General features: G+C 54.1%; 23 protein-coding genes. 9 read left to right on the plus strand and 14 right to left on the minus strand.

Features of this window, described 5'->3' with window-relative positions:
- From HMPREF2891_RS08235 to dnaA, 6 genes are all read right to left on the minus strand, one after another.
- A partial coding sequence (locus tag HMPREF2891_RS08235) for a DNA gyrase subunit A (protein ID WP_410002360.1) occupies positions 1-975 on the minus strand: 975 nt, incomplete at its 3' end.
- Between the two features lie 48 nt (positions 976-1,023).
- Positions 1,024-3,054 carry a DNA topoisomerase (ATP-hydrolyzing) subunit B gene (gene gyrB, locus HMPREF2891_RS08240; RefSeq protein ID WP_070664945.1) on the minus strand — a complete coding sequence of 677 codons (2,031 nt, stop codon included), beginning with the start codon at positions 3,052-3,054 and terminating at the stop codon, positions 1,024-1,026.
- Positions 3,055-3,360: 306 nt separating this feature from the next.
- Positions 3,361-3,978 (minus strand): DciA family protein, encoded by a 618-nt coding sequence (locus HMPREF2891_RS08245; RefSeq protein WP_083311318.1) that lies wholly within the window; start codon positions 3,976-3,978, stop codon positions 3,361-3,363.
- Positions 3,975-5,258, minus strand: coding sequence for a DNA replication/repair protein RecF (recF, locus tag HMPREF2891_RS08250; protein ID WP_083311319.1), 1,284 nt, complete (start codon positions 5,256-5,258; stop codon positions 3,975-3,977). Before recF ends, HMPREF2891_RS08245 begins: the two co-directional genes overlap by 4 nt.
- 90 nt (positions 5,259-5,348) lie before the next feature.
- Positions 5,349-6,485: a DNA polymerase III subunit beta gene (gene dnaN / locus HMPREF2891_RS08255; RefSeq protein WP_070618893.1), complete on the minus strand. Its 1,137-nt coding sequence runs from the start codon at positions 6,483-6,485 to the stop codon at positions 5,349-5,351.
- A gap of 389 nt (positions 6,486-6,874) precedes the next feature.
- Entirely contained in the window at positions 6,875-8,350 is a 1,476-nt protein-coding gene (gene dnaA, locus HMPREF2891_RS08260) for a chromosomal replication initiator protein DnaA (RefSeq protein WP_070618890.1), read from the minus strand.
- Between the two features lie 423 nt (positions 8,351-8,773).
- On the opposite strand from dnaA, the gene rpmH reads away from it, so the two are divergent.
- The 8 genes from rpmH (at position 8,774) to HMPREF2891_RS08295 (ending at position 14,620) form a co-directional block, all read left to right on the plus strand.
- Entirely contained in the window at positions 8,774-8,911 is a 138-nt protein-coding gene (gene rpmH / locus HMPREF2891_RS08265; RefSeq protein WP_070664947.1) for a 50S ribosomal protein L34, read from the plus strand.
- A complete protein-coding gene (gene rnpA, locus HMPREF2891_RS09450) occupies positions 8,912-9,265 on the plus strand; it encodes a ribonuclease P protein component (RefSeq protein ID WP_083309352.1) in 354 nt (117 codons plus the stop codon).
- Positions 9,262-9,543, plus strand: coding sequence for a membrane protein insertion efficiency factor YidD (yidD, locus tag HMPREF2891_RS09455; RefSeq protein WP_083311320.1), 282 nt, complete (start codon positions 9,262-9,264; stop codon positions 9,541-9,543). Before rnpA ends, yidD begins: the two co-directional genes overlap by 4 nt.
- Before the next feature lie 20 nt (positions 9,544-9,563).
- Positions 9,564-10,907 (plus strand): membrane protein insertase YidC, encoded by a 1,344-nt coding sequence (gene yidC, locus HMPREF2891_RS08275; RefSeq protein WP_083309350.1) that lies wholly within the window; start codon positions 9,564-9,566, stop codon positions 10,905-10,907.
- Between the two features lie 41 nt (positions 10,908-10,948).
- A complete protein-coding gene (locus HMPREF2891_RS08280; RefSeq protein WP_070664949.1) occupies positions 10,949-11,503 on the plus strand; it encodes a Jag family protein in 555 nt (184 codons plus the stop codon).
- Positions 11,504-11,533: 30 nt separating this feature from the next.
- The gene (gene rsmG, locus HMPREF2891_RS08285) at positions 11,534-12,184 is read left to right on the plus strand and encodes a 16S rRNA (guanine(527)-N(7))-methyltransferase RsmG (protein ID WP_070618881.1); all 651 of its coding nucleotides are present in this window, start codon (positions 11,534-11,536) and stop codon (positions 12,182-12,184) included.
- Between the two features lie 107 nt (positions 12,185-12,291).
- Complete coding sequence (locus HMPREF2891_RS08290; RefSeq protein ID WP_070664951.1) at positions 12,292-13,188, plus strand: ParA family protein; 897 nt, start codon at positions 12,292-12,294, stop codon at positions 13,186-13,188.
- Positions 13,175-14,620, plus strand: coding sequence for a ParB/RepB/Spo0J family partition protein (locus HMPREF2891_RS08295; protein WP_070664953.1), 1,446 nt, complete (start codon positions 13,175-13,177; stop codon positions 14,618-14,620). The genes HMPREF2891_RS08290 and HMPREF2891_RS08295 overlap by 14 nt, the downstream gene beginning before the upstream one ends.
- A 1,472-nt stretch (positions 14,621-16,092) precedes the next feature.
- Here the strand turns inward: HMPREF2891_RS08295 and HMPREF2891_RS08300 are convergent.
- The 8 genes from HMPREF2891_RS08300 to HMPREF2891_RS08335 form a co-directional block, all read right to left on the minus strand.
- Positions 16,093-17,049 (minus strand): D-alanine--D-alanine ligase family protein, encoded by a 957-nt coding sequence (locus HMPREF2891_RS08300; RefSeq protein WP_070618871.1) that lies wholly within the window; start codon positions 17,047-17,049, stop codon positions 16,093-16,095.
- Positions 17,050-17,063: 14 nt separating this feature from the next.
- Complete coding sequence (locus tag HMPREF2891_RS08305) at positions 17,064-18,383, minus strand: aminotransferase-like domain-containing protein (protein ID WP_070618867.1); 1,320 nt, start codon at positions 18,381-18,383, stop codon at positions 17,064-17,066.
- 112 nt (positions 18,384-18,495) lie between these two features.
- The gene (gene trxA, locus HMPREF2891_RS08310; protein WP_070664955.1) at positions 18,496-18,819 is read right to left on the minus strand and encodes a thioredoxin; all 324 of its coding nucleotides are present in this window, start codon (positions 18,817-18,819) and stop codon (positions 18,496-18,498) included.
- 30 nt (positions 18,820-18,849) lie between these two features.
- Positions 18,850-19,764: a thioredoxin-disulfide reductase gene (gene trxB, locus HMPREF2891_RS08315; RefSeq protein ID WP_070664957.1), complete on the minus strand. Its 915-nt coding sequence runs from the start codon at positions 19,762-19,764 to the stop codon at positions 18,850-18,852.
- A gap of 133 nt (positions 19,765-19,897) precedes the next feature.
- Positions 19,898-21,514: a hypothetical protein gene (locus tag HMPREF2891_RS08320; protein WP_070664959.1), complete on the minus strand. Its 1,617-nt coding sequence runs from the start codon at positions 21,512-21,514 to the stop codon at positions 19,898-19,900.
- 138 nt (positions 21,515-21,652) lie between these two features.
- Entirely contained in the window at positions 21,653-23,398 is a 1,746-nt protein-coding gene (murJ, locus tag HMPREF2891_RS08325; protein WP_070664961.1) for a murein biosynthesis integral membrane protein MurJ, read from the minus strand.
- Entirely contained in the window at positions 23,391-25,433 is a 2,043-nt protein-coding gene (locus HMPREF2891_RS08330) for a DUF6049 family protein (protein ID WP_070664963.1), read from the minus strand. Before HMPREF2891_RS08330 ends, murJ begins: the two co-directional genes overlap by 8 nt.
- Complete coding sequence (locus HMPREF2891_RS08335; RefSeq protein WP_070618849.1) at positions 25,430-25,972, minus strand: NUDIX hydrolase; 543 nt, start codon at positions 25,970-25,972, stop codon at positions 25,430-25,432. The genes HMPREF2891_RS08330 and HMPREF2891_RS08335 overlap by 4 nt, the downstream gene beginning before the upstream one ends.
- A gap of 67 nt (positions 25,973-26,039) precedes the next feature.
- On the opposite strand from HMPREF2891_RS08335, the gene HMPREF2891_RS08340 reads away from it, so the two are divergent.
- On the plus strand, positions 26,040-26,723 hold a 684-nt coding region (locus HMPREF2891_RS08340), incomplete at its 3' end, for a CCA tRNA nucleotidyltransferase (protein WP_261666860.1).

Genomic DNA, 26,723 nt, shown 5'->3' on the forward strand with positions numbered 1-26,723 from the left:
AAGCACAAGACGCATACCGGATCGACCCGAAGTCTCATCGCGGATATCCGCAATGCCCTGAATTACTCCATCCTTTGCGAGCTGCGCAATCTTGGATGCGAGGTTGTCTGGGTTGACCTGATATGGCAATGAGGTGACCACCAGGCAGGTGCGTCCCTTGATTTCTTCAACTGTAACGTCTGCGCGCTGCACAATCGGTCCGCGCCCGGTGCGGTAGACCTGCTCAATGCCGGATTTACCAAGAATCGTTGCGCCCGTCGGAAAATCAGGGCCCTTGATGATGCCGAGGAGTGCTTCTAGAAGCTCTTCGCGGCTTGCCTCCGGATGATCCAGGTGCCACTGCACGCCCTGAGCAACCTCACGCAGGTTATGCGGCGGGATACGAGTGGCCATACCAACTGCAATACCCTCAGACCCGTTCACCAGGAGATTCGGGAACCGTGCCGGCAATACCGTTGGTTCTTGGTTACGCCCGTCATAGTTGTCAACAAAGTCAACTGTCTTCTCGTCAATATCGCGAACCATCTCCATAGCCATGGGATGCATGCGACACTCCGTATAACGCGGAGCAGCGGGGCCTAGGTTTCCTGGCGAGCCAAAGTTACCCTGGCCAGCCACCAGGGGGTAGCGCATGGACCAGGGCTGTACGAGGCGAGCGAGCGCATCGTAAACCGAAACATCACCGTGCGGGTGGTAGTGAGATAGCACGTCTCCAACTACGCGCATCGACTTGTAAAAACCCGCGTCTGGCCTGTAGCCGCCGTCATACATTGCGTAAAGAATCCGTCGGTGTACCGGCTTTAGACCGTCACGAACCTCTGGCAGTGCGCGTCCCACGATTACGGACATTGCGTAGTCGAGATAGGAGCGTTGCATCTCAACTTCAATGTCAACGTGGCTAATCCTCTGAGCCACCACGGCACCGGTCTGTTCGGTTGCGGCTACCTCATCAGGAGTCTGATTTTCGTCACTCACGTTATTTCCGTCCCTTATAAGCTTTCGATCCGAATTTGACCAGGTTGACTAGAAGTCTAGGAAGCGCACGTCCTGTGCGTTGCGCTGAATAAACGAACGCCTAGATTCCACGTCGTCCCCCATCAGAACGGAGAACACTTCGTCAGCTGATGCCGCCTCGGCAACATCTATCTTCTTTAGTAGTCGCCTTGAAGGATCCATCGTGGTGTCCCAAAGCTCGTCGTGGTTCATCTCGCCAAGACCCTTGTAGCGTTGCACGCCACCGGTCTTAGGAAGTCTGTATCCCGCATTCTTACCCGCTGCGAGTTGTTCGTCACGCTCCCTATCGGAGTAAACGTACTCGTGTGGCGCATTGGTCCACTTGAGCCGGTAGAGAGGCGGCTGCGCCAGATACACGTGGCCCTCTTCCACCAACGGACGCATGTAGCGGAACAGCAAAGTCAGTAACAAAGTGGTGATGTGCTGGCCATCAACGTCAGCATCCGCCATCAGCACGATCTTGCCGTAGCGAATCTTGGAGATATCAAATTCCTCTCCAATACCCGTGCCGAGTGCGGAAATGAGGTCGCGGATTTCGTTGCTGTCCAGCGCGCGATCAACGCGTGCCTTTTCAACGTTCAAGATCTTGCCGCGCAAAGGCAGGATGGCCTGGTGCTCAGGATCCCTGCCCATAACGGCGGAACCACCCGCCGAGTCGCCCTCCACAATGAAGATTTCACAGTCTTCCGGGTTACGCGACGAGCAGTCGCGGAGCTTACCCGGCATCGATGCGGATTCCAGAACGCTCTTTCGCCGGGTCGCTTCCCTTGCCTTGCGCGCAGCTAGGCGCGCCTCCTGAGCAGCCAGAGCCTTGAGGATGATTGCTTTCGCATCGGTCGGATGCGCATCAAACCAATCACCGAGCTGCGTGTACACCTGCTGCTGCGTGAAAGTTCGGGCCTCGGCGTTACCGAGCTTGGTCTTGGTCTGGCCTTCGAACTGCGGCTCTGTGAGCTTTACCGACACAACAGCGGTTAGGCCCTCGCGAATATCATCGCCCGTGAGGTTGTCCTGCTTATCCTTAAGGATCCCCTTCTCACGCCCGTACTTGTTGACAATAGAAGTCAGCGCGGAACGGAAACCCTCCTCGTGCATACCACCCTCGGTGGTATTGATCGTGTTCGCGTATGTGTGGATCGTTTCGGAGTAGGCGCGGGTCCACTGCATCGCGATTTCAATAGACATGGAGCCCTCAGCGTTCTCATTTTCAAAGTCAATGATTTCGCTGTTGATGACTTCAGCCTTCTTCGTCTTGTTAATGAAGTTGACGTAGTCACGCAGGCCGCCCTCGTACATGTAAGTAACCTGGCGGAAACCGGAAATTGGATCGTCATTAGATCCGAGGTCGTCCCCGGTGATCTCGTCACCCTCGTCAATAACACCTGGACGTTCATCCGTGAGGGTGATCCGCAGGCCCTTGTTCAAGAAGGCCATCTGCTGGAAGCGGCTGCGCAAAGTCTCGAACGAAAACTCAACGGAATCAAAAATTGAAGGATCCGGATAGAAAGTTTGAGACGTGCCGGTCTCGTCGGTCTCTTCTCCGCGAACAAGATCAGTGAGGGGGTGCCCGCCGTTACCAAACGTCTGCCTCCACACGTAACCCTGACGGCGCACCTCTGTTTCCACGCGAGACGAAAGCGCGTTGACCACGGAAATACCCACGCCGTGCAAACCACCGGACACAGCGTATCCACCGCCTCCGAACTTTCCGCCCGCGTGCAAGATGGTCATTACCACCTCGACGGTTGGGCGACCTTCCGTGGGATGCATGTCCACAGGAATACCGCGGCCATTATCTTGAACCGTGACTCCGCCGTCCTCGCGGATCGTAACTTCAATATGGTCACAGTATCCGGCCAGCGCCTCATCAACTGCGTTATCAACGACTTCGTACACCAGGTGGTGAAGACCGCGCTCGCCGGTTGAACCGATGTACATACCCGGTCGTTTGCGAACAGCTTCTAGGCCTTCCAAAACGGTAATGTTCGATGCGTCGTAACCACCATTTTGCTGTGCCTGGCGGGCTTCTAGGTCAGCCAAACTAGCCCCTTTCTAGCGGGAAGCAAACTGCGCCCGGGCTAAACCCGAAAGATCAATCAGATGCGGGATTTCAAGCCACGGGAAGATGACTGTCAAAAACCGCATAAACACGCAGATTTACACTTAAAAACCTTTATAATCTTACCACTTTTTGTCATATCCACAGATTCGAGCAACGCACTCTAGGTCAGTCAACCTTGTAATTCAAAAACCCCAAAAATGTCAGTTAAAAGTCATTCACAACGGTGGGAAAACCTGTGTATAACTTTTACAGGCATTTTTGATGTGCCTTCCTTAGTGAATCTCTCACCCGTATGTGTCACGCGGACCACGACCGGGAACGTGTAAGCGGCCCTTTCTCCACGACGGTGCCTGAGGTCCTCTTATAATGACCCGCTTTACCGCATTCTCTCCAAAAGCCTGTGCGATCTGCTTCTCTAGCGTAGGGAGCAAAAGCTTCATTTGATTCGCCCAGGCGGTTGATGAGGTCTTAACCACAAGGACGTTGTTTTCAAACGTCTCCACCTTGCAGTGCTGCGCGACTGAAGGACCTACAATACTTGGCCACCTAGCAGCAATCGTGGCAATGCTTAGCACTGAAGACCATCCGAGCCTGTTGACCAAATTGCCAATTACGTTGTCCACCGGTTGCGGATCATACTTTGATGGACCGGTACCCAGTTTGGAGGTGGCAAGCCCTTCCTTCGAACCCTCGTTATCATAGCCGTAACCCCTGCGACCAGATCCGCCGCCTTTGCTACGAAATGCGCTAGCGCGTGATTTACCGCCGCGCTCGCTCAGCAATCGGGCCTTGGCAGCCGTCTCGGGATAGTAGCCAGAATCTTGCGCAAGTTGCTTTTGCCGGCGCACGGCCTCTTGAGCATAGCTAGCCGCTCTTACTTCAAACTCATTCTTTGATGTCATGGAGCACTCGCCCCATCAGAGCCTGTCGAATTTGCATCATCAATTGGCGTAGTTGACTTCTCGTAAATATCTGCTGTTAGAGACTCTCTAACAATCGAGCCCTCCCGCCGGTCAAGGTGAACCGTCATTACCGTCGCGTCAAGTTCTGCGGGCAAATCCGTTCCAACCGCTGCGGTTATGAATACCTGCTGCGCCCGCTCTATTGCTCCCAATACGGCCTCTCGTCGTTTACCGTCGAGCTCGGAAAACACATCATCCAAAATCAAGATAGGAGGATCCAGTTCCTCACCAGTTCCTGCTTCGCCAGCAAGAGCCTCAAATGCACCTAGTCTCAGAGCTAGTGCAACCGACCAGGATTCGCCGTGGGAGGCAAAACCTTTGACCGGCATCTCATCGAGAGTCATCCCAAGATCATCCCGATGAGGTCCAATTAAATTCACGCCCCGTGCAATCTCTTGGTCAACCGCCTGACTCAGCGCGAATCTCAGTCGTTCCTCGTATGCCCCGGGCTCTTCAAGAACTTGCGAAAATAAATCTCCAGTATCAACCTGGTCAACCTCATTTAACGAGTGCTCATACCTTAGAGCGAGCTTGCGAGCCTCCTCAGAAACGATGTCATGAGCAAGAGTAACGGGTTGATTTAAAGCTTGAACAGTCTTCAAACGATATGCAAGTACCTGCCGGGCCAGCGGAATGTACTGCTCATTCCAGATCTCTATACCCGAATAGTCTACGTGCCTACCCGCTCTACGATCTTTTCCCAACTGTTTTAACAGAGCCGCACGCTGTTTTGCCACCCGATCAAAATCGTTTTTTACAGCTCTGGCAGCAGGCCACATTTGTGTTGCTATTTCATCAAGAAACTTGCGTCGACCACTTGGATCACCCTTGACTAGGTCGAGGTCTTCGGGAGCAAATATGACAACTTTGACAACTCCCATTAACTCAGTTGGACGTACTGGCGCACGATTAAGCTTGGCTCGGTTTGCGCGTCCGCGAATAATTTCCAGCTCGACTACGCGGTCTCTGCCTCCGGTTCTTACCTTCGCGCGTACTACTGCGCCGGCTGGGGATTGCTCATCTGATTTAGCAAATCGCACGAGAGCAGTGTCCGCTGCCACGCGGTGTGAAGAAAGATTTGCAAGGTATGCAATAGCTTCTACGAGATTAGTTTTGCCCTGTCCATTGCGGCCTAGTAGAACTGTGGTGCCCGGTGCAAACTCAACAACTGCGTGTTTGTAGGACCGAAAGTCATCAAGAGCTAGATGCGAGATATACATATCTTCTCCTCACTAGCTAATCTTTGACTTTTTCCTTAGCAATCAGTGCGTTCATCTACGTGCGAATATACCGCGGCACCGCTAGTGAAATCAGATTCCAAAACGGATAGGCATAATGAGGTACTTGAAGGAATCGTCTTGATCACCAGACTCATCTTTTTGTCCGGTAATTACTGCAGGTTTAGCGGCATCGGTGAAAGAGAAACGGACGTGGCTTGTGTCAATTACGCCAAGTCCACCTTCAAGGAATCTCGGGTTAAACGCAGTAGTCAAGCTACCGCCTTCGACGGTCGCGGCTACTACTTCAGAGGCCTGTGCGTTGTCGTCGGTACCCGCTTCTAGATTCACTTGCCCGTCTTCAAAACCGAGACGAACAGAAGTACGTTGCTCTGCTACCAAAGATACGCGCTTGACTGCCTCTACAAGCTCGTGGCGATCGACCACTGCCTGAATCTGCGCATCATCGGGGAATAGACGACGTACCGGCGGGTAGTCTCCATCCATGAGAGTTGACGTGGTGCGCTTGGAGCCAGATACAAAACCGATTAGAGAGTTCGCTGCGCCCGCTGCTTCAGTGTCGAAGGCTAGTTCAACACTTCCCCCTGAAGTCATCGACTTTGCGACATCACCAAGCACCCGCGCCTTCACCAAGAGAGCTGTGGAAATACCGGGCTGAGCCGGCTCCCACTTAAACTCACGCATGGCTAGACGGTAGCGGTCTGTGCCCAAAAGCGTAATCGTGTCATCCTCAATTTCCATTCGCACGCCAGTTAAAAGTGGAATGGTGTCATCAGAGGATGCTGCAACTGAAACTTGAGCGATGGCTTGCGCAAAAACCTGGGCATCAATAGTTCCGCGTACCTCGGGCATCACTGGCAATGGGGGATATTCATCAACCGACATCGTGGCCAGGGTGAAATGAGAGGTGCCGCAATCCAGGCTCATTTTCGGGCCTTCAAGCGTGAACTGAACCGGTTGATTGGGCAATGACTTAGCGATCGATGCAAGCAGGCGACCAGAAACTAGGGCTTCTCCTGCAACATCAACGGTTGCTGGAATTTCTGAACGCGTTGAAATTTCATAGTCAAATGATGAAAGCGTAAGAACTCCATCGGCTGCTTCCATGCGAACACCGGCGAGAATAGGCACGGAAGGACGCGTGGGAACTGTACGTGCAGTCCAATTAACGGCTTCAGATAGCACGTCGCGCTCAACGGTGAACTTCACAGTCCGCCTCACTTTCAATCATTAGTACTAGCTGTTTCACTTTACGTTATTTTATCCAATTAGGCACGTTGCTGGATCACACTCCAGCGCTGATGCAAGGTGCCACGCCGCGAACCTGCAATCCACAGATTTTTCTTTTCTGTGCGGACATAGAAATAATAATTTGTAATTCCAGTAGTAGTCATAGGCGGTGTGCAAACTGTGGATAAGTCGATTTTTCGCCGATGTGGTGCACTTTTATATTGTTAATGAAATCTGGATAACCCTGGTGATTGAGAATACTAGTTGTGAATTAGGGAATTACCTATAGAAATATATCCACAGAATTTCGTGGTACAAGGTAAAGAATCAGCCCCTTATCCACATGAATTCACAAAACCATGTGGATACTACTGGCTTTGCCGCGCCTGAGCGCGGATTCGACTGATGAGTTCGGTGACGTGATTGTAGATTTCACGTTTCATTGTCATTTGATGCGAGATTTTTTTATTGGCGTGCATAACAGTCGTGTGATCACGGCCCCCAAATGCCTGGCCAATCTTGGGTAGAGAGAGTTCGGTCAGTTCGCGGCACAGATACATGGCAATTTGCCGCGCCTCGACAATTTGGCGGGATCGGTCAGCTGAGTTCATTTGTTCAATGCTGACCTGGAAGTAGTCAGAAACCTGCCCCATGATCATTGCGATCGTGATCTCGGTGTCATCCGGGTCTGAAAGAACGTCTTTCAGAACCACTTCTGCAAGCGACCTGTTGATCTCTTGATTAGTGATCTGCGCGTACGCCGTGACGCGAAGTAATGAGCCTTCAAGTTCGCGAATATTTGAGGAAATTCGCGAGGCGATGAACTCTAGTACCTCATCATTGACATCGAGGTTCTCCGCGATAGCTTTCTTACGCAAAATAGCGATACGGGTTTCTAGATCCGGTGGCTGAATATCAGTGAGTAGCCCCATTTCGAAGCGCGACCGCATGCGGTCACCTAGGCCCTCGAGCTTCTTCGGCGGCACATCCGAGGTGATAACAACCTGCTTGTTCGCGTTGTGCAACGTGTTGAAAGTGTGGAAAAACTCTTCGACTGTCTGTTCTTTGCCCTGGATGAATTGGATGTCGTCAATGAGCAGGATGTCTACCTCACGGTAGCGACGTTGAAACTGCTCAGCGCGGTCGTCTCGAATTGAGTTAATAAAGTCATTTGTGAACTCTTCTGAACTCACGTACTTGACCTTCAGATTCGGGTAGAGCGAAAGCGCGTAGTTACCAATCGCGTGCAGCAGGTGGGTTTTACCCAGTCCCGAACCGCCGTAGATAAAAAGAGGATTGTAGGCTTTGGCTGGCATTTCACCCACGGCCGTAGCTGCGGCGTTAGCAAAACGGTTGGAAGAGCCGGTAACGAAAGTATCGAAGGTGAACTTGGGATTGAGTCTTGAGCCAGAAAGATCAATTGGCGAGGACGTAGCTTGGTTGCCCGCTTGGATTGGGTGCACCTCAGTTTCGACCTTCCCTGCAGTGGAGGGACGCGACTGTGACAGGCCAGCAATATCCACGGCAGGAGCTAACTCTTCAGCCTGCTCAGCTTTATCAATCTCGGCTTCGACTTCCTCATTGAGGGAGGGATCAACCGTGATTGCGATCCGAACGGATGATCCAACATAGTTTGAAAGAGCGCTACAAATAGCGTCATTGGCATTCTTTTCAATAAAAGTCTTAGTGAACTCGTTTGGGACTGCCACCAAAATGGTGCCTTCCAAGTCGCCGAGTGGACGCGTTGTAGACAAGAACGCTTTAACGGATGGACCAATTTCGTCGTCTTTTAAAAGGTCCGCTATAACGGTGTTCCAAGCGGCGCTTAACTTTTTGCCGTCCACCTCAGCTCCTTCTCCAAACGTGACGTAACACACGGCTGATCATTCAACTTCCCTTAGTTTGTCACTTTTACACCTAATTAGTGAAGTTATCCCCACAATGGGGAAAACTTTGTGGATAACACGAAAAGAACTACACGAATGTGGTTCCCACTGTTTTCACGCAATTAAGTTTCGTATACAACGATTTCGTATTGAACTTATGCACAGCCACAACTGTGTAGTTATGCCCAGAGTTATTCACAGTTGGTGATCGTAAATGTGGTGAATCTCGTTTCCTACCACGTTGACTAGACGAAAAGCAATCAATAAGCTGGATCGTTGTATGTGCAGACACTGCACCATTTAGTGCGCGCTTTTTGCGTTAGCAGTAAATGTGGAGATAGGGAGGGCCCTTCAGGCGCCCTCAAGCCTGAGGAGATCAAAGTGACGAAGCGTACTTATCAGCCGAATGACCGCCGCCGCTCCAGGAAGCACGGCTTCCGCCTGCGTATGCGCACGCGTGCAGGACGCGCAATCTTGGCAAACCGCCGCCGCAAGGGCCGCAAGCAGCTATCTGCCTGAGTGCTATCAGCTCAAAGCCGCTTACGAGACCCGGAGCTATTTCGCAAAGTATTCCGCTTTGGTGAACGCGCGGGCAACCGGAAGTTAGTAGTTCACGTACTGACCGGCGAGGTTTCTCAAAATGAGCGCCTCGTCGGTTTCGTCGTACCTAAGAAGGTATTTGCCCGGGCAGTTGCTCGCAATAAAGTGAAGAGGCAGTTGCGGCACATTTGCCGTGACAGAGTGCAAACACTTCCACCTGGCACCGTCCTCGTGATTCGAGTTCTCGAAGGAGCTCGTGGTAGCGACTACCATGAACTTGAAGAGGCAGTAGATGATGCGCTTTCACGTGCATTGGCGCGGAGCGCGAAATGAATCCTATTTCGCGTATCCTGGTAGCGCCTGTACGCTTCTATCAGAAGTTCATATCGCCGGGAATGCCGCCAACCTGTAGGTACTATCCGAGTTGCTCCAGCTACGCTGTCAAAGCGTTGGAAGTGCACGGACCTGCTAAAGGACTAATACTTGCGACGTGGCGGCTGCTCAGATGCAATCCGTGGTCATTGGGCGGTGTGGATCACGTGCCCGATAAGGGTAAGTGGAAACCAGAGCTCTACGTGAGGCCAAAAGACGACGAATGGGAAGAACCCTAAAATAAGTAAGGAGTCTAACCGTGTGGTTTGACAAGCTTCTGTACCCCTTCAAGGTTGCAGTTGCCTGGGTGATGGTGCGTCTGCACGACGTCTTCGTTTTCCTTGGCATGGATGACGGTTCTGGACCGGCATGGGTGCTGTCCATCATTGGCCTCACCATCATCGTTCGTATCCTCCTTATTCCGCTATTCTTCAAGCAAATCAAGGCCTCCCGAGGCATGCAGGCACTGCAGCCGGAGTTGAAGAAACTTCAAGATAAGTACAAGAACAAGAAGGACCAAGCTTCTCGCCAGCGCATGAGCGAGGAAATGATGGCCCTGTACAAGGAACACGGAACCTCTCCGTACTCCTCTTGTATGCCAGTCCTACTTCAAATGCCGGTGTTCTTCGCCCTCTTTCGTGTGCTTGCATCCACCGGACCGATTGCAGAAGGCACATACCAGTACTCCTCGCTGGGCCCGCTAACGGCGTCGAAGGCGGCAGAGATTGAAGGCTCTACCCTGTTTGGCGCGCCGCTATCTGCAACGTTCCCAACAGCTGATGGTCTTACCCCGAAGATCGTCATCGTCGTCATGATCGTTCTCATGGTCATCACGCAGTTCATCACGATGCGTCAGCTGACCATGAAGAACATGCCGGAATCGGCTAAGGACCCCTCGAACCCGATGATGCGTAGCCAGCAGATGATGATGTACACAATGCCTCTCATCATGGGTGTTTCTGGCTTCTTCTTCCAAACGGGTGTGCTGGTTTACTGGTTCACCACCAACCTGTGGACCATGGGCCAGCAGTTCTGGACCATTGCGCAGATGCCGACTCCTGGCTCCGACGCGTACATCAAACTCATGGGCAAGCGCCGCAAGGACTACATTGAGTGGGCTCGCCCCGTTTTCGAAGAATATGACAACGAAGTTCGCACGCTTGATGCTGACGATGAGCAGGGCCGCGCCGACCTCGTTGAACGCACTTTGAAGAAGGTAAAGAAGTCTGCGCCGAAGCAGAAGATTCCCACGAAGTTTGGTGCAGACGTAACTGCTGAACAGCAGCTTGGCGCCTACCGCGAGTTGGCATATTCCGAGTGGGATGCGATGCCGGATGAGCGTTGGACGCGCAAGTTTGAAATCGCGAGGCGCAACGCGGAAGCTGCGAAGGAACGTAACCAGCCGCAACGCCTCACCAAGCGTGAGAGGCAGCTGCGAGACCAGGCGGAGCGCCGCCGGATTGAACGCGAACGCCAGATCAAGGAACGCCAGCAGGGAATGTCCCCTGAAGAACTTGAACGCAAGCGGGAGGAGCGCCGCCAACAGCGTCGCGACGCCGCACGCAAAAAGAAGCAAGGTAAGGATCAAAAAGACCAGGCATAGCAGCACCACGGGTACTGCTAGAAAGATCCAGAAGGTACAAAATGACTGACGAAACCCCCAAGAAGGACCGCATCGCTCACCTCGTTGAAGAGGGTGACATTGCGGCGGACTACCTCGAAGAACTCCTCGACATTGCTGACCTTGACGGCGACATTGAACTCGACGTTGAGAACGATCGTGCCCTCGTGGAAATCGGCTCTGAAGACCCGTCCTCGCGCCTGGAGCGTCTGGTGGGCGAGGATGGTCGAGTACTTGACGCTCTGCAGGAGCTCACGCGCCTAGCGGTACAGAACGAGACGGGTGAGCGCTCGCGCCTCATGCTGGACATTGCGGGATTCCGCGCCGATAGGCGTCGGGAACTTACCGCGATCGCCGAAGAGGCAATCACGCGTGTGCGCACCACCGGCGAGGCCGTGATGCTTGAGCCGATGAACCCGTTTGAGCGCAAAATTTGTCACGATGTGGCCGCGCGCGAGAACCTCATGTCTGAGTCCGAAGGCGTTGAGCCGAACCGCTGCGTAGTGATTCTGCCCGGCAAGCTTGCTGAGGAAGATAGCGAAGAAGAGCCCCGCGAAAGCTCGGATTCGGCAGAGTAGGTAGGGCCTTCGAACAAGGTGGAAACTACTATGCAGGCTGCCCCGGACGGCTCTTTTGTTGAACAGCCGAATGAGGCAGTTCGCGAATTCTTCGGCCCCCAGTTTGGGCCGATGGATCACTTTGCGCGCATGCTCGTTGAAGAAGGTGAGCTTCGCGGCCTCATTGGTCCACGCGAATTGCCGCGGCTGTGGTCCAGACACATCGTGAACTCGGCAGCCGTTCTAGGCTTCATTCCCGAGGGCGTGCAGGTTCTGGACGTGGGTTCGGGTGCGGGATTCCCCGGGCTGGTGGTTGCCATCGCGAGGCCGGATCTGGATGTACACCTTGTTGAACCTATGGTGCGCAGGTGTGAGTGGCTTGCTGATGTGGCCGGTGAGATCGGGCTCGAAAACGTTACGATCCACAATGCGCGAGCGGAGGAGCTTCATAATGTTGGCGAAGCCGACATTGTAACTTCTCGCGCTGTTGCCAACCTTAAGCAGTTGACGCGGTGGACAATGCCGCTAGTATTGCCCGGCGGGAAGATGCTTGCTCTGAAAGGTCGGCGAGCCGCTGAGGAAGTGAAGGCCGCGCGGCCCCTGCTCAAGAAGTTCAACGTGGGGCGCGTGCATGTTCACGAAGTGCCTTCTCTCATGGAAGAAGAATCAACTCGCGTAGTGGAGATGCAGAAGAAGCGTTAGCGCAGTTCTCCACAGGCTTCGCTGCGGGGTATTGTTCACACCCGGCAAGCCCGCGAGTTCCAGACCGTGCAAAACAACTACACTAGGCGTAGTTGAAAGGAGCATTGGTGACCACTGGTTCTAGTCCCCTTGCAGAAGAGATCGCGCGCTCAGCTAGTTTGCGTGCACAACTTGAGGGTGTTGTGTTTCCTCGTCCTCAGCGACCGCTGGTTGTTGCAGTCGCGAACCAGAAGGGCGGAGTAGGCAAGACGACATCGGTTGTGAACCTTTCGGTTGCATTAGCTCAAGCAGGCCTTTCCGTGCTGGTGATTGATTCTGATCCGCAAGGAAACGCTTCTACGGCGCTGGGCGTGGACCACAGGCCGGGTACCCCCTCTACGTATGATGTATTGAGCAGCTCGATGAGCCTTGCTGAGTGTCTACACGCGTGCGAGGAGTCTGAGAACCTGCTTGTTTGTCCGGCCACGATTGACTTGTCTGGTGCGGAACTTGAACTCTCAACCGTCGACGGCCGCGAATTCGTGTTGCGCAAGGCCATTAAGGATTTCCTCGCGGTCAATCGAGGTGTGGACGTTGTGCTGGTTGACTGTCCGCCAAGTCTGGGACTGCTTACCCTGAACTCTTTTGTGGCTGCGGATCAAGTAATCGTGCCGATCCAGACCGAGTATTACGCGCTGGAAGGCCTATCCATGTTGGTCAATACCGTTGAGCGGATCAAGAACTACTTGAATCCAGGTCTAACCATTGGCGCGATCCTGCTAACGATGTACGACAGGCGTACAAATCTTAGTTCCGAAGTAGCCGCCGAGATCAAACGTTATTTTCCAGGAGTGGTTTTGGAGAACTACATTCCGCGCCTGGTTAAGCTCTCTGAGGCTCCAAGTTTCGGAACCAGTATTTTTGGGCATGATCCACGCGGCCAGGGTGCTGTTGCCTACAAGGCGGCCGCGTACGAGTTGGCTTCGCGTTGGGCGAGTTTAGGAGTAGAAGATGGCGGCGAGTGAAAGGCGCGCACTGGGGCGCGGGCTTGGTTCCCTAATTCCGGAACGAGATGCAAATGTTTCACGTGAAACAATTGCACACGAGGATAAAGTTGGCCGGCCCTCTGACCTATTTTTTGCGGGTGGCTCGGGTAAGGACTCGGGAGAAAGACGTTCCCAGTCTCTCTCCGCTGATCTCTTGAAGCCAGCACCACGCAAGGGCCGTGGGACACGGGCTAAAAACACCTTGGCAAAGGGAGCAGCTAAGGGCGGTTCGGCGACCGCTGGCATTTCTAAGCGAAGTCAAGCGCGTTCTTCTTCATCAACGAAATCCTCGAAGAGGGGCGCATCTGTTGATGATGCACGTGCGGTTCGTGGAGATGTAGGTTCTTCTTCGCTAGATGCTGTGGGCGGTGGTTCCGGTGGCACTACGGGCGCCGGAGGTCCCTTGAACTCTGGCTCCAACGCTGTTAGTGGCGGCGGTTCTGGCCGTGAAAAGCGTCCCCTATTTGCAGACATTATTCCGGAGGACACTGAAGCTGGGGATGCCGAGGTAACGACCTCTGATGCGCCGGATCTGGTAGAGGTTCCCGGAGTCTACTTCACGTTGATAGACATTGATTTAGTGGTGCCTAACCCTAAGCAACCTCGTGAAATTTTTGACGAGTTCGAACTAGCAGAACTGTCTGAGTCGATTAAGGAAATCGGAGTTCTGCAGCCTATCGTTGTACGCGAAATTGATGGCGGCGCTGCGCGCTATCAGGAACTCGTTGAACAGCGAAAGGCAGAGGGGCTGGACAGGCTCCCGAAGTTCGAGCTGATAATGGGCGAACGCAGACTTCGTGCTTCAAAGCTTGCGGGCGCGCAGACTATCCCTGCGATCGTGCGCAATACCGAAGATGATGAGCTACTGCGTGAAGCCTTGGTGGAGAACCTGCACCGTTCGCAGTTGAACCCGATTGAAGAAGCAAATGCGTACGCGCAACTGATGTCTGATTTTGGGTACACGCAGCAGGAGTTATCAGAACGAATTAAGCGTTCGAGGCCGCAAATAGCTAACTCTTTACGACTGCTGAAGCTGCCCCCTTCGGTTCAACGCAAACTTGCTGCTGGCGTGCTCAGTGCGGGCCACGCGCGTGCACTTCTCGGCCTGCCAAGCGTTGCACAGATGGATGCCCTTGCCGATCGCATCATTGCGGAAGGCCTGTCAGTTCGCACAACGGAAGAGATTGTTGCGTTAGGAGAAGTCTCTACCATTGCCGCGAAGAAGAGCGCGAAGCGTATTCCACGCCCCCTGTCAGAAAACGCCTCGAACGTAGTAGAACGCCTCACTGACTTGCTGGACACACGTGTGACAGTAGTTGAAGGCAAACATAAAGGACGCATCTCGATTGAGTACGCCGGCCCAGAGGACCTGGAGAGAATTACCCAAGTAATCGCCAACCTCCGTAGGTAAGGATCGTCGCCTACTACCAGACGGGCAGCTACGCCGCTGTAGGCGGAAACTAGATCTGCGCGGTAGCGTTCCGTGTGCCCGCTCAACAGGTCTGCTCGGTAAGCACCGTGAAGCTTCTGCCCTGTTTGTGCCCCGCACTGGCCCAAGTAGGTCAACAACGGAATGGTCATAGATCAAGACCGTAATGGTTCTGGCGATTGTGGAGATTCCGCTCGCATCTGCGCCGGGTAAAGTACGCAGTGAGCACGAGCTGATGTAGAGTTGCGAGCTAGTGTTTTGGTGCCAGGGTGTGCTGGAAGTAAGAACGGCGTCCTTTTACAGTGTTCCTTTTGTAGGTTGTTAGGATTCACGTTATCACTACGGAAAGTAAGGCGAACCATGGCCGCCGACTTTTGCGAACGTTGTGCGCGTTACCAAATGTTTCACGTGAAACAATTGGTTTCATGACAGGTCGCGCATTCAGTACCAGCATTCCAGTCCGATGGCACGCGCGCACGTACAACTTCATCAGCCCTTTCTGAATCGTGTGATGGCTGGGGTCTACGCAAACCGATATATGTCGCTCTGATGCACAGACACTAACGCGTCGTGAAGCCACTGAGCTAGAGACAAGACCGAGTGTTAGTTATCTAGAACGCGAAGATAGCTGCGGTTACTTCTTGTGCCAATGAATACTTGATTGAAAGCAATCTTCTCGATAGACGCTATTCCACAAATTGTTTCACGTGAAACAATTTTGCTTACCGCTCTTGGAATGCATGTGAACTCATCTGGTTGAGCATCAAGCTATTGGCATTATTCCTCGGGAACGACATGCTTAGCGGATCGCTCTACGCTGTAAATGGACCGGGTTTCACATCAATGGTCTAGCGGATCGAACGGATGAAATGACCGGTCCAATGTGCCACTCATTGCACGACTTGAGTAGGCACCATGTAGATCAAAGCCAAGAACATTGAAGTTATCTGTGTGGAATTATTTTGTGTGGAACTCTTTCTACCCAATCAATTGTTTCACGTGAAACAATTGATTATCGCAACTTGAGCTCACTGGGTGACAGCAAGTAATCCAAGGCCGTACTCGTTTAAGGAGAGAGTGCGTGCGGGCGTTCGGACTCCTTCAGAGAGCGTGTTGATCTGGCGCATATGCAGATTCGCGAACCTGATTAAAGTGTCAATGCGGCAAATAGGCGAGTGATCTGATTCGTCGAGTCAGAATACTGGAACTATGCAAGTAGATAACTATGCATGGATTCTGTCAGAACGGTAATTAGACGACTGAATTAAAACGGCAAGCCAAGCGAACCATAAGCTAGAGCGATTCATTTTTGAACAGATTATCTCTTTCAAAAGCATCGCGAACAGACCTTTGCCAGCAGGAACTGAGCATCACTATCCGTAAATTGTTTCACGTGAAACAATTTTGGCCAGCCCTTAAAGAGCTGGTCAAAAAGAGAAGTACTACATCAAGTCCTAGTCCCGATTACCCGCAGCGTACTGGGCTATATCTTCCAATACGCCGCTAAGACTTCCGTATTCCTCAGCGGCAAGCGGGAACAGGGAAGTGTCCGTCATACCCGGGCTTACGTTGGCGTCAATGAACCAGACCGTGCCGTCTTCACCAAGGATGAGATCAATACGAGACAAGTGCCTCATTCCCACCGTCTTATGAACCTTCAGCGCTACATCGCTCACAGCTGCCAGCTCTTCCTCGGAAAGGCGCGCGGGTACAAAAAACTTAGATCGGCCCGTGTTGTAGCGGGCGTCGTAATCGTACCTGCCGTCATCAGTTTCGATCTCTACCGGAGGTAGCGCCACCGGCTCGCCAAGATCAAGCACTGAAACCGCGATTTCCTTTCCCGGAACGAACTGTTCAACCATCACGGTGTCTCCGTAGGCGAAAGCGTCAACCATCGCCGAGCGGAGCTCTTCCTCGTTAAATACCTTTGATAGGCCCAGCGCAGAGCCACCATCTGAAGGCTTAACGATCAGGGGGAAAGTAAGCCCGGCCTCATTATTGACAATCGACTGAATGATTGCGGGCGCTCCCACCTGGCGGAACAAAGCCTGCTTTAGTGATAGCCACTTCGGTGTCCTCACCCCGCTCAGCTGTGCCAAAGACTTAGCTGTTGGCTTACTAGACGCCAACGCGCACGAGGATGCTGTGGAACCAACGTAGGGGAACGAGATCAGCTCAAGAAGATCCTGAACCGAACCATCCTCGCCCACCGATCCGTGGATCAGTGGCCACACCACATCCGGCTCGAACTCAGCAACCGTAGGTAAAAACTGAGAATTCAGATCGCAAACCTCAACCGTGTGACCAGCATGGCGAAGTACTGTAGCCACCCGACGCCCAGACCGTAGCGAAACGTCGCGCTCGTGCGTCAAACCACCAGAAACAACCAAAATCTTCAAAGTTTCAGACACAACGATCTCCTCACTTAAACCTGATCCGGAGCCGGCGCTGACACCGCGTCATCGGGCAACTCTGCGCGATCATTCGTGCCAAACATTTCAACCAACTCGCGCTCCGCATTAATCACGCGCGACAGGCGGCTAACGCCCTCACGAATCTCCTCGGGCGGCGGATAACAGAACGAGAGCCTCATGTGGTCGCCCCCTCGGCCATCAGCGTAAAACGCCGTGCCGGAAACATACGCGACCAATCCGGTTACCGCACGCGGAAGCATTGCCTTTGCATCCAGGCCCTCCGGCAACGTCACCCACGTGTAAAAACCACCCTTCGGAGTGGTCCACTGCAAATCAGGTAAGAAATCCTGTAGCGCGGTCATCATCGCGTTGCAACGATCCCGGTACATCTGCCTGTAAACCTTAACCTGGCCGTACCAGTCATAATCAGACAAGTACTGTTCAATAGCCATCTGCCCAACCATGGACGGCGAAAGAATCGCAGACTCCGAAGCTAAAACCAGCTTGTTGCGAATAGCGTGCGGAGCAAGCGCCCAGCCGATCCGGAAACCAGGAGCGAACATCTTCGAGAACGAGCCCAGATAAACCACGCCCTCGGGATTATAAGACTGTAGCGCTGGAAGTGGATCCGAGTCGAAGCCAAGCAGCCCGTACGGATTGTCCTCAACAATCAAAATATGCTCGCGGCGACAAATCTCGACGATTACAGGACGGCGCTGCTCCGAAAGAGTTACGCCCGCCGGATTGTGGAAATTCGGGATCGTGTACAAGAACTTAATCCGGCGCCCCTGTGCGCGAAGCCGGCGGATCATCTCTTCAAGTGCTTCGGGAATCAGGCCATCCTCGTCCATGTCCACATGGACAACTTCGCCCTCGTACGCGCGGAACGTGCCGAGCGCGCCCACATACGAGGGAGCCTCCGCCAACACGACGTCGCCCTTCTCCAAGAAAATCTCAGAAACCAGATCCAACGCCTGCTGCGAACCAGTGGTCACAACTACGTCATCAGGATCTGCATTAATACCGTCATACGTCATCACCTCAGTGATGCGCTGGCGAAGATCCTCCCACCCCTGGCCAGAGCCATACTGCATAGCCTGCGCGCCGTGACGAGAAATGAGCGTGCGAGCGGACTCAGCCAACGAATCCAGAGGCAAATCCTTAATGTTTGGCATGCCTCCAGCCAAAGACACTACTTCTGGCCTCGAAACCACGGCAAACAGAGCGCGGATTTCTGACGAACGCAACCCATGAGCTCGCGCTGCATACGCTCCGTGCCAGGGGTCTAGCCAAGTACCTGAATCGGAATGCGGATCTGGACGTTCAACCAATGTAGTAAATCTTTCAAAGCGAAGGGAAAGTTCTTATCTCTCGATTGTGCCACCCAAATCACAAGGAACCAAAGAAAAACCTCGAAAATAAGACAGCGCTTCAGGTCTGCAACTACAAACCAGACTCGATGTCAGCCTTCAGCTTGGCCTTTGCGCGACCACCAACGATTGTCTTCACCGCTTCGCCGCCCTTAAACAGGATCATTGTAGGAATCGAAACGATTCCGAACTTCGTGGCGAGCGTGGGATTATCATCGACGTTTACCTTGCCAACAACAATCTTGTCTGAAAGCTCGTTTGCAATCTCATCCAAAATCGGAGACATCTGCTGGCACGGGCCGCACCATGGCGCCCAAAAATCAACCAGCACCGGCAACGCAGAGCTGTTCACTGCGTCTTCGAAATTGGCATCCAAAATCTCGATTGTCTCAGCCATTCTTAACCCCTAACTAAGCGTTACAACTATCTACAGGTTCTCCAGGTAATGCTGTGCATCAAGGGCGGCCTTCGCGCCCGTACCAGCAGCCGTGATGGCCTGCCTATAACGGGGATCTGCAACATCACCACACGCAAACACGCCCGGAACGGAAGTGTTCGTAGTGGGATCAGCCACCTTGATGTAGGCGCCTTCCAACTCAAGCTGATCTTTCACCAGTTCCGTACGCGGATCATGACCGATAGCAATAAACAGACCGTCAGCGTCAAGCTCGCGGCGCTCACCCGTGACAGTGTCCTCAAGAATCAGACTCTGCAGGCTCGTCTCACCCTTCATGTCCACAACAACAGAGTTCCACGCGAACGAAATATTCGGATCCGCAAGCGCGCGCTCCTGCAAAATCTTCGAAGCGCGAAGCTCGTCGCGACGATGAATCACCGTAACCTTGCCAAACCGGGACAAGAACAGGGCCTCTTCCATAGCGGAATCACCACCGCCAACAACAGCAATCTGCTTATCGCGGAAGAAGAAACCATCACACGTAGCGCAGTATGAAACCCCGCGACCAGCGTAAGTTTGCTCGCCCTCCAAACCCAGCGTGCGGTACGCAGCACCAGTTGCCACAATCACCGCGCGAGCCTGGAACTCCTCGCCGTCCGAAACAACAACCTTCACATCTGATGCAAGGTCAAGGCGCTCCACGTCTTCCATCCGCACGTCAGCACCAAACTTCTCGGCCTGTTCCTGCATCTTCACCATGAGCTCCGGACCCATCACTCCCTCAGGAAAACCCGGGAAGTTCTCTACCTCCGTAGTGTTCATGAGTGCTCCGCCAGCCGTAAACGAACCGGCAAAAACAATCGGCTGCAAACCCGCGCGCGACGCATAAATAGCTGCGGTATAACCAGCGGGACCGGAACCAACAATGATCAGATCATGGACCATGAGACAAACAACTTTCTGTGCAAAACAAAAGGCCTACACGCAATAACACTCTAACTAACCGCTTCGCGCGCGTAAATATTTCACGCGCGGCGCAAAAAGCTCAACGAACGTCTATTTGAGATCTGGTTCGCGTCTAGTTGAGAGTGAGCTCGTCAATCTTTGCGCGGAACTGTCCTTCGTCATCCGTGGGAAGAGCCACGAAATCTAACGTCACCGTGGTTCCCACAGCTGGTTCGGACGGCGTGAGAGTAGTGGTCTTAGCCATCTTCGAGGACGTCAAAACGGGCGTCGCAAACGGATCCGAACCATCATTCACCCGCAAATCTACCTGCCCACCATCAATCGGACCCTGGAAGCTAACGCTCTTAACAGAGCTTTCCTCTGCCAAATGAATTACCAGGCGAATGCGATTATCCTCAGGTAGTTCGGGCTGGGCAAAGTAGCGAGTTTGCCACCTGGTGGACTGATCTCCATCAAACAGGTACTGCGCCCATTCTGGGTGGTCACCGTCGTCGTTGTTATATGAAATAACGTCAATCGAAGCGATCTTGGGTGCGCCCGCAGGTGGTGGAGTGGGAGCCTCCGACGGTGCTTCCTCCGTAGCCTCAACAACTTCGGTTGGCTTTGGCTCAATGTTGAAAATAGATGAAGAGAACGTGTGCGTGCCCGCCATCGTAGTTAGCGACACGATCGTAGCGGCCACCATCAGCGCCGCAAACAGCGCAATCGTAGGCCGAGTTGGATCGATACTCTGGCCCTCGTTCAAAGCATCGACAGTGGAACGAACCGAACGCATCGAGTTTTGAATGACCCGTGTGCCCGAAGGCAGTTTCATAATCGAGGAGCCACGCCGCGTGAAACTAACTTTCTTTGGCAAATCCGAATCGACGGCCTTCAAGCTGTCCGTGTCCCCAGCCATCCGTACCGGCGCACCTGTTGGCGTTGCTTTCGGAATGCTCGTAGAAGAGCGCTCGCGGACAGATTCTTCCTTCTTCGAGGCTACTGCCGCGCTCTCGTCGTCGGAAGGTTCGCCAACGCTGGGCGAACTCTCGGAACTGTCCGAGTCAGAAACGGCATCATCAATGATGTTGCCCCAGCCGGTCTCGACAGGTTCCGGAAGCTCCTCTTCCTCCTCTTTTGCAAGCTTCTCGAGGCGCTTAGCCTCCGCTTTGGCCCGGCGAGCATTCTCTCGAGCAGCGGCTGCAGCAGCAATCTTCGCAGCCCTTGCTTTAATAAAGCTTTTCGAAATATTTGCTAAATGTTTAGTTTCTTCTGTGAGTGAATGATCGGCGACGGCATCCTCGCTTAGATCATCATCCGAATCGGAGATCGCTTGAGCTTCCTCACTAGACTCCGAAGTCTTAGCTTCATCTTCAAGTGTGGGGGGAGGGGGCATTTTCGGAGAGCGCACGCTAGGGAAACGCTCATCTAAAGATGAGATAAACTCTCGCGTCTCATCCGAACTTTCGGCAGCGTCATTCTCCACGATATGCGCATCGGGCTCGGCGTCATCGGAGGTGGGCGCGCTACCGTTCAGCTCATCTTCAATATCTGACGTTTCCTTACCGCGTCTGCCTGCCCAGGAAAAAGGGTTGCGCAAACGACTAGCCAAGCGGCCCGAAACCATCTTCTCGTTCAAATCCTCAAGCAGGGCATCAAAAGATCCACTGGTCTGCTCCGGCGTGAACTGATCGCCGCGATCCTGCTCAGAATCGAAATCCTCATTCGACCCAAGATCGTCTTTAGACATAGAGCCCCCTCAATAACATCAACTGCAAGACTAATACACGCACGCAAGGCAAACCCGCGCCGCCGCCCAGTGTCGCTCAAAACCCGCCATCGGTAGGGCTCTAGCAAGTCAGATCCTCAGTTAGGACGGCACGCGGGGCTACCCGTTGTCGGTGAAGCCTTCACCGTCGCCCGAAGCTGTCTCCTCGGATGCAAATCGGCGGAAATACGGGATTCGCGACCCCAACATTCCTAGAGCTGTCTGGAAATTTCGACGATCAATCGTTGCTATGAGCGCGAAGTATCCGACGCTAACAACCACGGCCACCAGAACTGCACGCCAGAAACCACCCCAAATCGCACCCGTTACCGTGTTTGACGTATCAAACGCGCCCACAAAATGCAGCGCCCCCATACCTAGCAGGCCAGCGCCAACCGCTATCGCGCCATACTTCACCATATCTCCAATAACCACCCACGGATTCGCCTGCGGCAACCTCGCACGAACAAAATACGTCGACAAAACACCCTGCACAATGCGCGAGACGGTCTCGGCAAATAGCGCCCCAAACAGCCAGTACACCGGAGGAAGGAACATCATCAACGTCCAGCCTAAAACCACCTGGCCCAGCGTTGGCCAAAGCACCGTATAAAAGACGGGTCGGCCATCCTCCATCGAATAAAACACGCGTTGACTGAAAATAATCACCACGGCGCCCGCAAGACCCGGCAAAATAATCACCAGAGCGTTCGCATACGCAACCATCTCTGAAATCGCGTTAGACGGCCCCAAAATCTGGAAAACCGGGATCGCCGCCGCGCCCAAAATCGCTGCCATCCACATCGTCAACAACAGTGAGGAGCGCACGCCAATCTGATAATTACGCACCATGCTGGTCTGATTACCATCAGCCGCTGCCGATGCGATCTTTGTAAACAGCGCCGTAGCAATAGATACCGAAACGATCGACTGAGGCAGCATGTACACCGTAAACGTAATGCCCAGCGCCGCAGTTGACGCCGCAAAAACACCGGTTTGCGCACTCCACGCGTTGGCCGCTGCCGCGATGTTCGACGTAGACAGGTAGCCCACCTGACCTACAACCAGCGTTGCGAACACCCAGCCCGCAATCTTTGACGCCCTGCGCAAGCCGGTGCCTCGGAAATGAAAATCCAAGCGCAACCGCACACCCGCGCGTCGGAGCGGAATGATCAGCAGCAGGGCTTGCGCAATCACACCCAACGTTGCCGGCCCCGCCAAAAGCGCCGTGCGCTGGAAATCCCACACCGACGGGTCATTCACGTCCGAGGCCGTACCGTACACGGCAATGAACACGATCAAACCGATAATCGCGATCACATTATTAACTGCCGGCGTCCACATGTACGGGCCAAAAATGCCGCGCGCGTTCAAAAACTCACCCAAGAGGGCATATATGCCGTAGAAGAAAATCTGGGGCAAACACCAAATGGCAAACACGATTGCCAGCGACTTCCACGCCGGAGCCATCAAACCGGCCGTCAAATTCACCAAAATGCCCGCGGCAGCAACCATCACTATCGTGATACTGAACATGATCAGGCCAGCCAGCGTCAACAGGCGATTCACGTAATCCGAGCCAGACCTCGTCTTAAATGCCCGCACAATCTGCGGCACCAAAATCGCATCCAGCAAACCCGCTGCCAACAGGTTAAACACCACGTTCGGCAACGTATTCGCTACGTTAAACGCATCATTCGCCCCAGCAGCACCCAACGCGGCGAGAAGTAGCGCAGTACGCAAAAAGCCAAGCCCTCGTGAAAACGTGGTGCCCAGCGCCATGATCGCCGAAGACCTAAACAGGGAGGACTCCTTCGGATCACCCACCGGCTGGTCGTGATCGCCAGCCAACTCGGCCTCACTCATCATGTCCTCCCAAACTCAAATCAGTAGGCGCACCCTCGTTCACGTGCGGTGTTTCCAAACCGCCGCTCGCACCTTCCTCGGCGATATCCACGCGGCGGCCTCGCCTAATAGTGCGCCAAATGCCCGCCGCCAGCAAAAGTGCCAAAGCAATCGAGAAAACGAGCGTACCCGTAGACTCCCATTCCGCGCGAACGCGAATCTGTAACCGTGCCGCATCATCGATCACGAGGCCATTTGGGCCCTTTATTTTAACTTGAACGGCGACATTACCTGAACCAATCGCGCGAACCGGAATTTCCGCCAGCGATGAGCCGCGCGCCGGCACACTAACATCAACACTCTTCTCGATCTGCAGGCGCGGATCAGGTGAAACCAGCTCCACAACCACATTCACCGGCTCATCAAGCGCCGAACTAACGCGTACAGGTAAATGCGCCTTGCGATCCAACAGATTGATGGGGGCAGACTGCTCAACCTTCACGGACGTCGCCAACGCCTCGGCTTCCTCATTCACTCCCTTAATCAACCGCGAGCGCAAGTCTGGCTGTTCTCGCAACGCCAAAGATGTCGCCAGCAACACGCGAGAGCGCTGCTCTGCAACCGTGCCCGTCGAATCCTCCAGCGCCGAAGTCATTGCAGCCGTAGACTCAATCGCTTCGTACAGAGAACGAACCTCCGCGTCCGTGATGCTACCCGCCGAAGGAACCAGATCCGGCAGGGCAGTGCGAGGCTCGGGCGCACCCGACATGTCTTTCACGTCCGCCACGGAGATTGGGTTCACCCAACGGTCTCCCAGCGCCGCCTTCACCCGGGCCACGGTGACCTCGCTATCCGGATTACGCTGCGTCAAAGCAAGTACGGTGCGTGACTGGTTGGGTAACTGGCGCGTAATAATCGCGGTGGTAGAACGAATCATCTGCTGAACATCTAGCTCATCGCTCTTAGAAGTAGAGGAAGAAGAAAGAAGATCCGACAATGCGTTGTGTGCAAGTAAAAGGTCCGTGCCGGGCTCCTCTGCGTTCACCGCACTGCCGGTCTGTGCGTCGTAGCGAGACCACGCAGACGGGTCATAAGTGAGGACATCTAAAGGCGCCAGTCCCTGGCCCGTGCTCACAACCGTCTGATCGGCCCACAAATCCACTACCTGGCGGTCAAGCTCTTCCACCTCTGGCAAAACAAAATCATCCAAAACCTGCAAACCGGCCCCGCGCGTCACCGGCAGATTTGTTGCCGACTTCGAATCTTGCACCAACTGCACAATCTGTGAACGCTGCGAAAGATGGGCAATACCAGCCACATCCGCATCCGCTGCCGGTAGTGAAATCACCGGACCCGCACCCGCCTTCACCAGACTCCGAGCGAAATCCTCCTGCTCAAGCAAGCCCGCTCCAACCGCAAGCGTCACGCCCTCAACACCAGCTAAACTTTGCGCCACACGGACCTGCCCGCCGCGAGCATTCGTCGCCCTAACTCCCTGGTCAGTTTCATCCACACCCATAGCAATTGAACTGACCACAGACAGGTTCAAAGGCTGGACCTCGTAACCCGAATCCCACAGCAACAAAGACCTGTCCGAGACCACGCGGCCTTCTACCTCAGCCCGCACCTCGATGCCTCGCGGCCCCCAAAAAAACGGGGAATAAAAAGGTAAATCGTCCGTGGGGATAGAAATCGAGAACGGAGTTGGCGTGCCCGCCTTCACATCCTTCAGCGTCGTTGCAGCAACAAAATCACCCGCATAATTGAAATCCTCTAAATATGCCTTCGCATCCGATACCGTCACCATCGAATCTGCGCGCACAAACACGCTCAAGGTCGCCTCGCTTTGCGCCTTCGCAAAACTAACCGTGCCAGAAACCTTCACACTCGTCTGATTCGTCACAACACGGGGCGCTAGATCATCAATCTCCACGGTGTATCCAGACTCGGGGGCCGCTGGGGTTGCTACCGCCTCGAACCCCCCAAAAGCGCCGCAAACAGCGGAAACCAAAGCTCCCGCCAGCAGTATCGCAATGCCTCTAAAACGCCCGCTCACACGTTCGCCTCTGGGTACAGCAAATCCAACGCGATTGCCACCACGCGCCGCTCATTCGGATACGCCAACATTCGCGAAACCTTATCCAACGGGAACCACGCGGCGTCCTCGGCCTCTTGATCCGGATCATTCTCTACGGTTACCTCGCCCGACACGTACTCGAGCAAATAATGGTGCACCACCTTATGCACCCGGCGATCTCCCGTAGAAAACCAGTAATCAATCGACGTCAAACCCGTCACCAATCGGCCCGTGATACCGGTTTCCTCAGCAATCTCGCGAACCGCGGCTTCCTCCGCCGACTCCCCGCGCTCAAGATGGCCCTTCGGTAAACACCACTCGATATTGCCTGCCCGATTGCGGCGCGCAATCACAGCGACCCACGGCACGCCTTCGCGCACCTTAATTACCAGGCCTCCAGCCGACGTCTCATCCACAACCGGCAAATGCCGCGCGCTCACCCTAAAACCGCGCACCGAAAAATGGCGACGCGGGGGACGCGGAACACCCATCCGAGGAGTGCCGTCATGAATATCCATGCCCCTACTCTATGACGTGGCGCGTCCGATATACCGAATTGGGAGGATTCATGGCACGCTAATAGGGATGCTAAAGGAACAAGAAACCAACAAACGGGCAACTAAAGCAAGCCAAAATGCGAACGCACTTAACGCCGTGGGGTGCGGCGACCTCGAACTGCTTCGTAGCAACGCCCAAAAAGCCCTCGCCGAACTTCCCTCACAAATCATCGAACTTGGCCACGTTTTTCACGAGGCCGGATTTGAACTCGCCCTCGTAGGCGGACCAGTACGCGACGCCTTCCTTGCCGTAACACCGCACGACTTCGACCTCACCACAAACGCCAGACCTGATGACACCGAACGCCTCCTTGGCATCTGGGGCGACAAAACCTGGGACGTCGGCAAAGCCTTCGGAACCATCGGGGCGCGCAAAGGCGACCTCCAAGTTGAGGTCACCACATACCGCACAGAAGCATACGACCCGAACTCACGCAAACCCCAAGTTGAATACGGCGACACACTAGAAGGTGACCTCACCAGGCGAGACTTCACCGTCAACGCCTGCGCCATCACCCTGCCCGACCTTGAACTCGTAGACCCGCACGGCGGCCTCCAAGACCTCGCAGATGCCGTTCTGCGCACGCCCGTGACCGCCACGCAATCCTTTGACGACGACCCCTTACGCATCATGCGCGCCGCACGGTTCAGTGCCCAACTTGGCATCGACGTGTCCGAAGACGTCATGAAAGCCATGGAGCAGCAAGCACCC

This window comes from Actinomyces sp. HMSC065F11 (assembly GCF_001813085.1).
GTDB classification, from domain to species: Bacteria; Actinomycetota; Actinomycetes; order Actinomycetales; family Actinomycetaceae; genus Gleimia; species Gleimia europaea.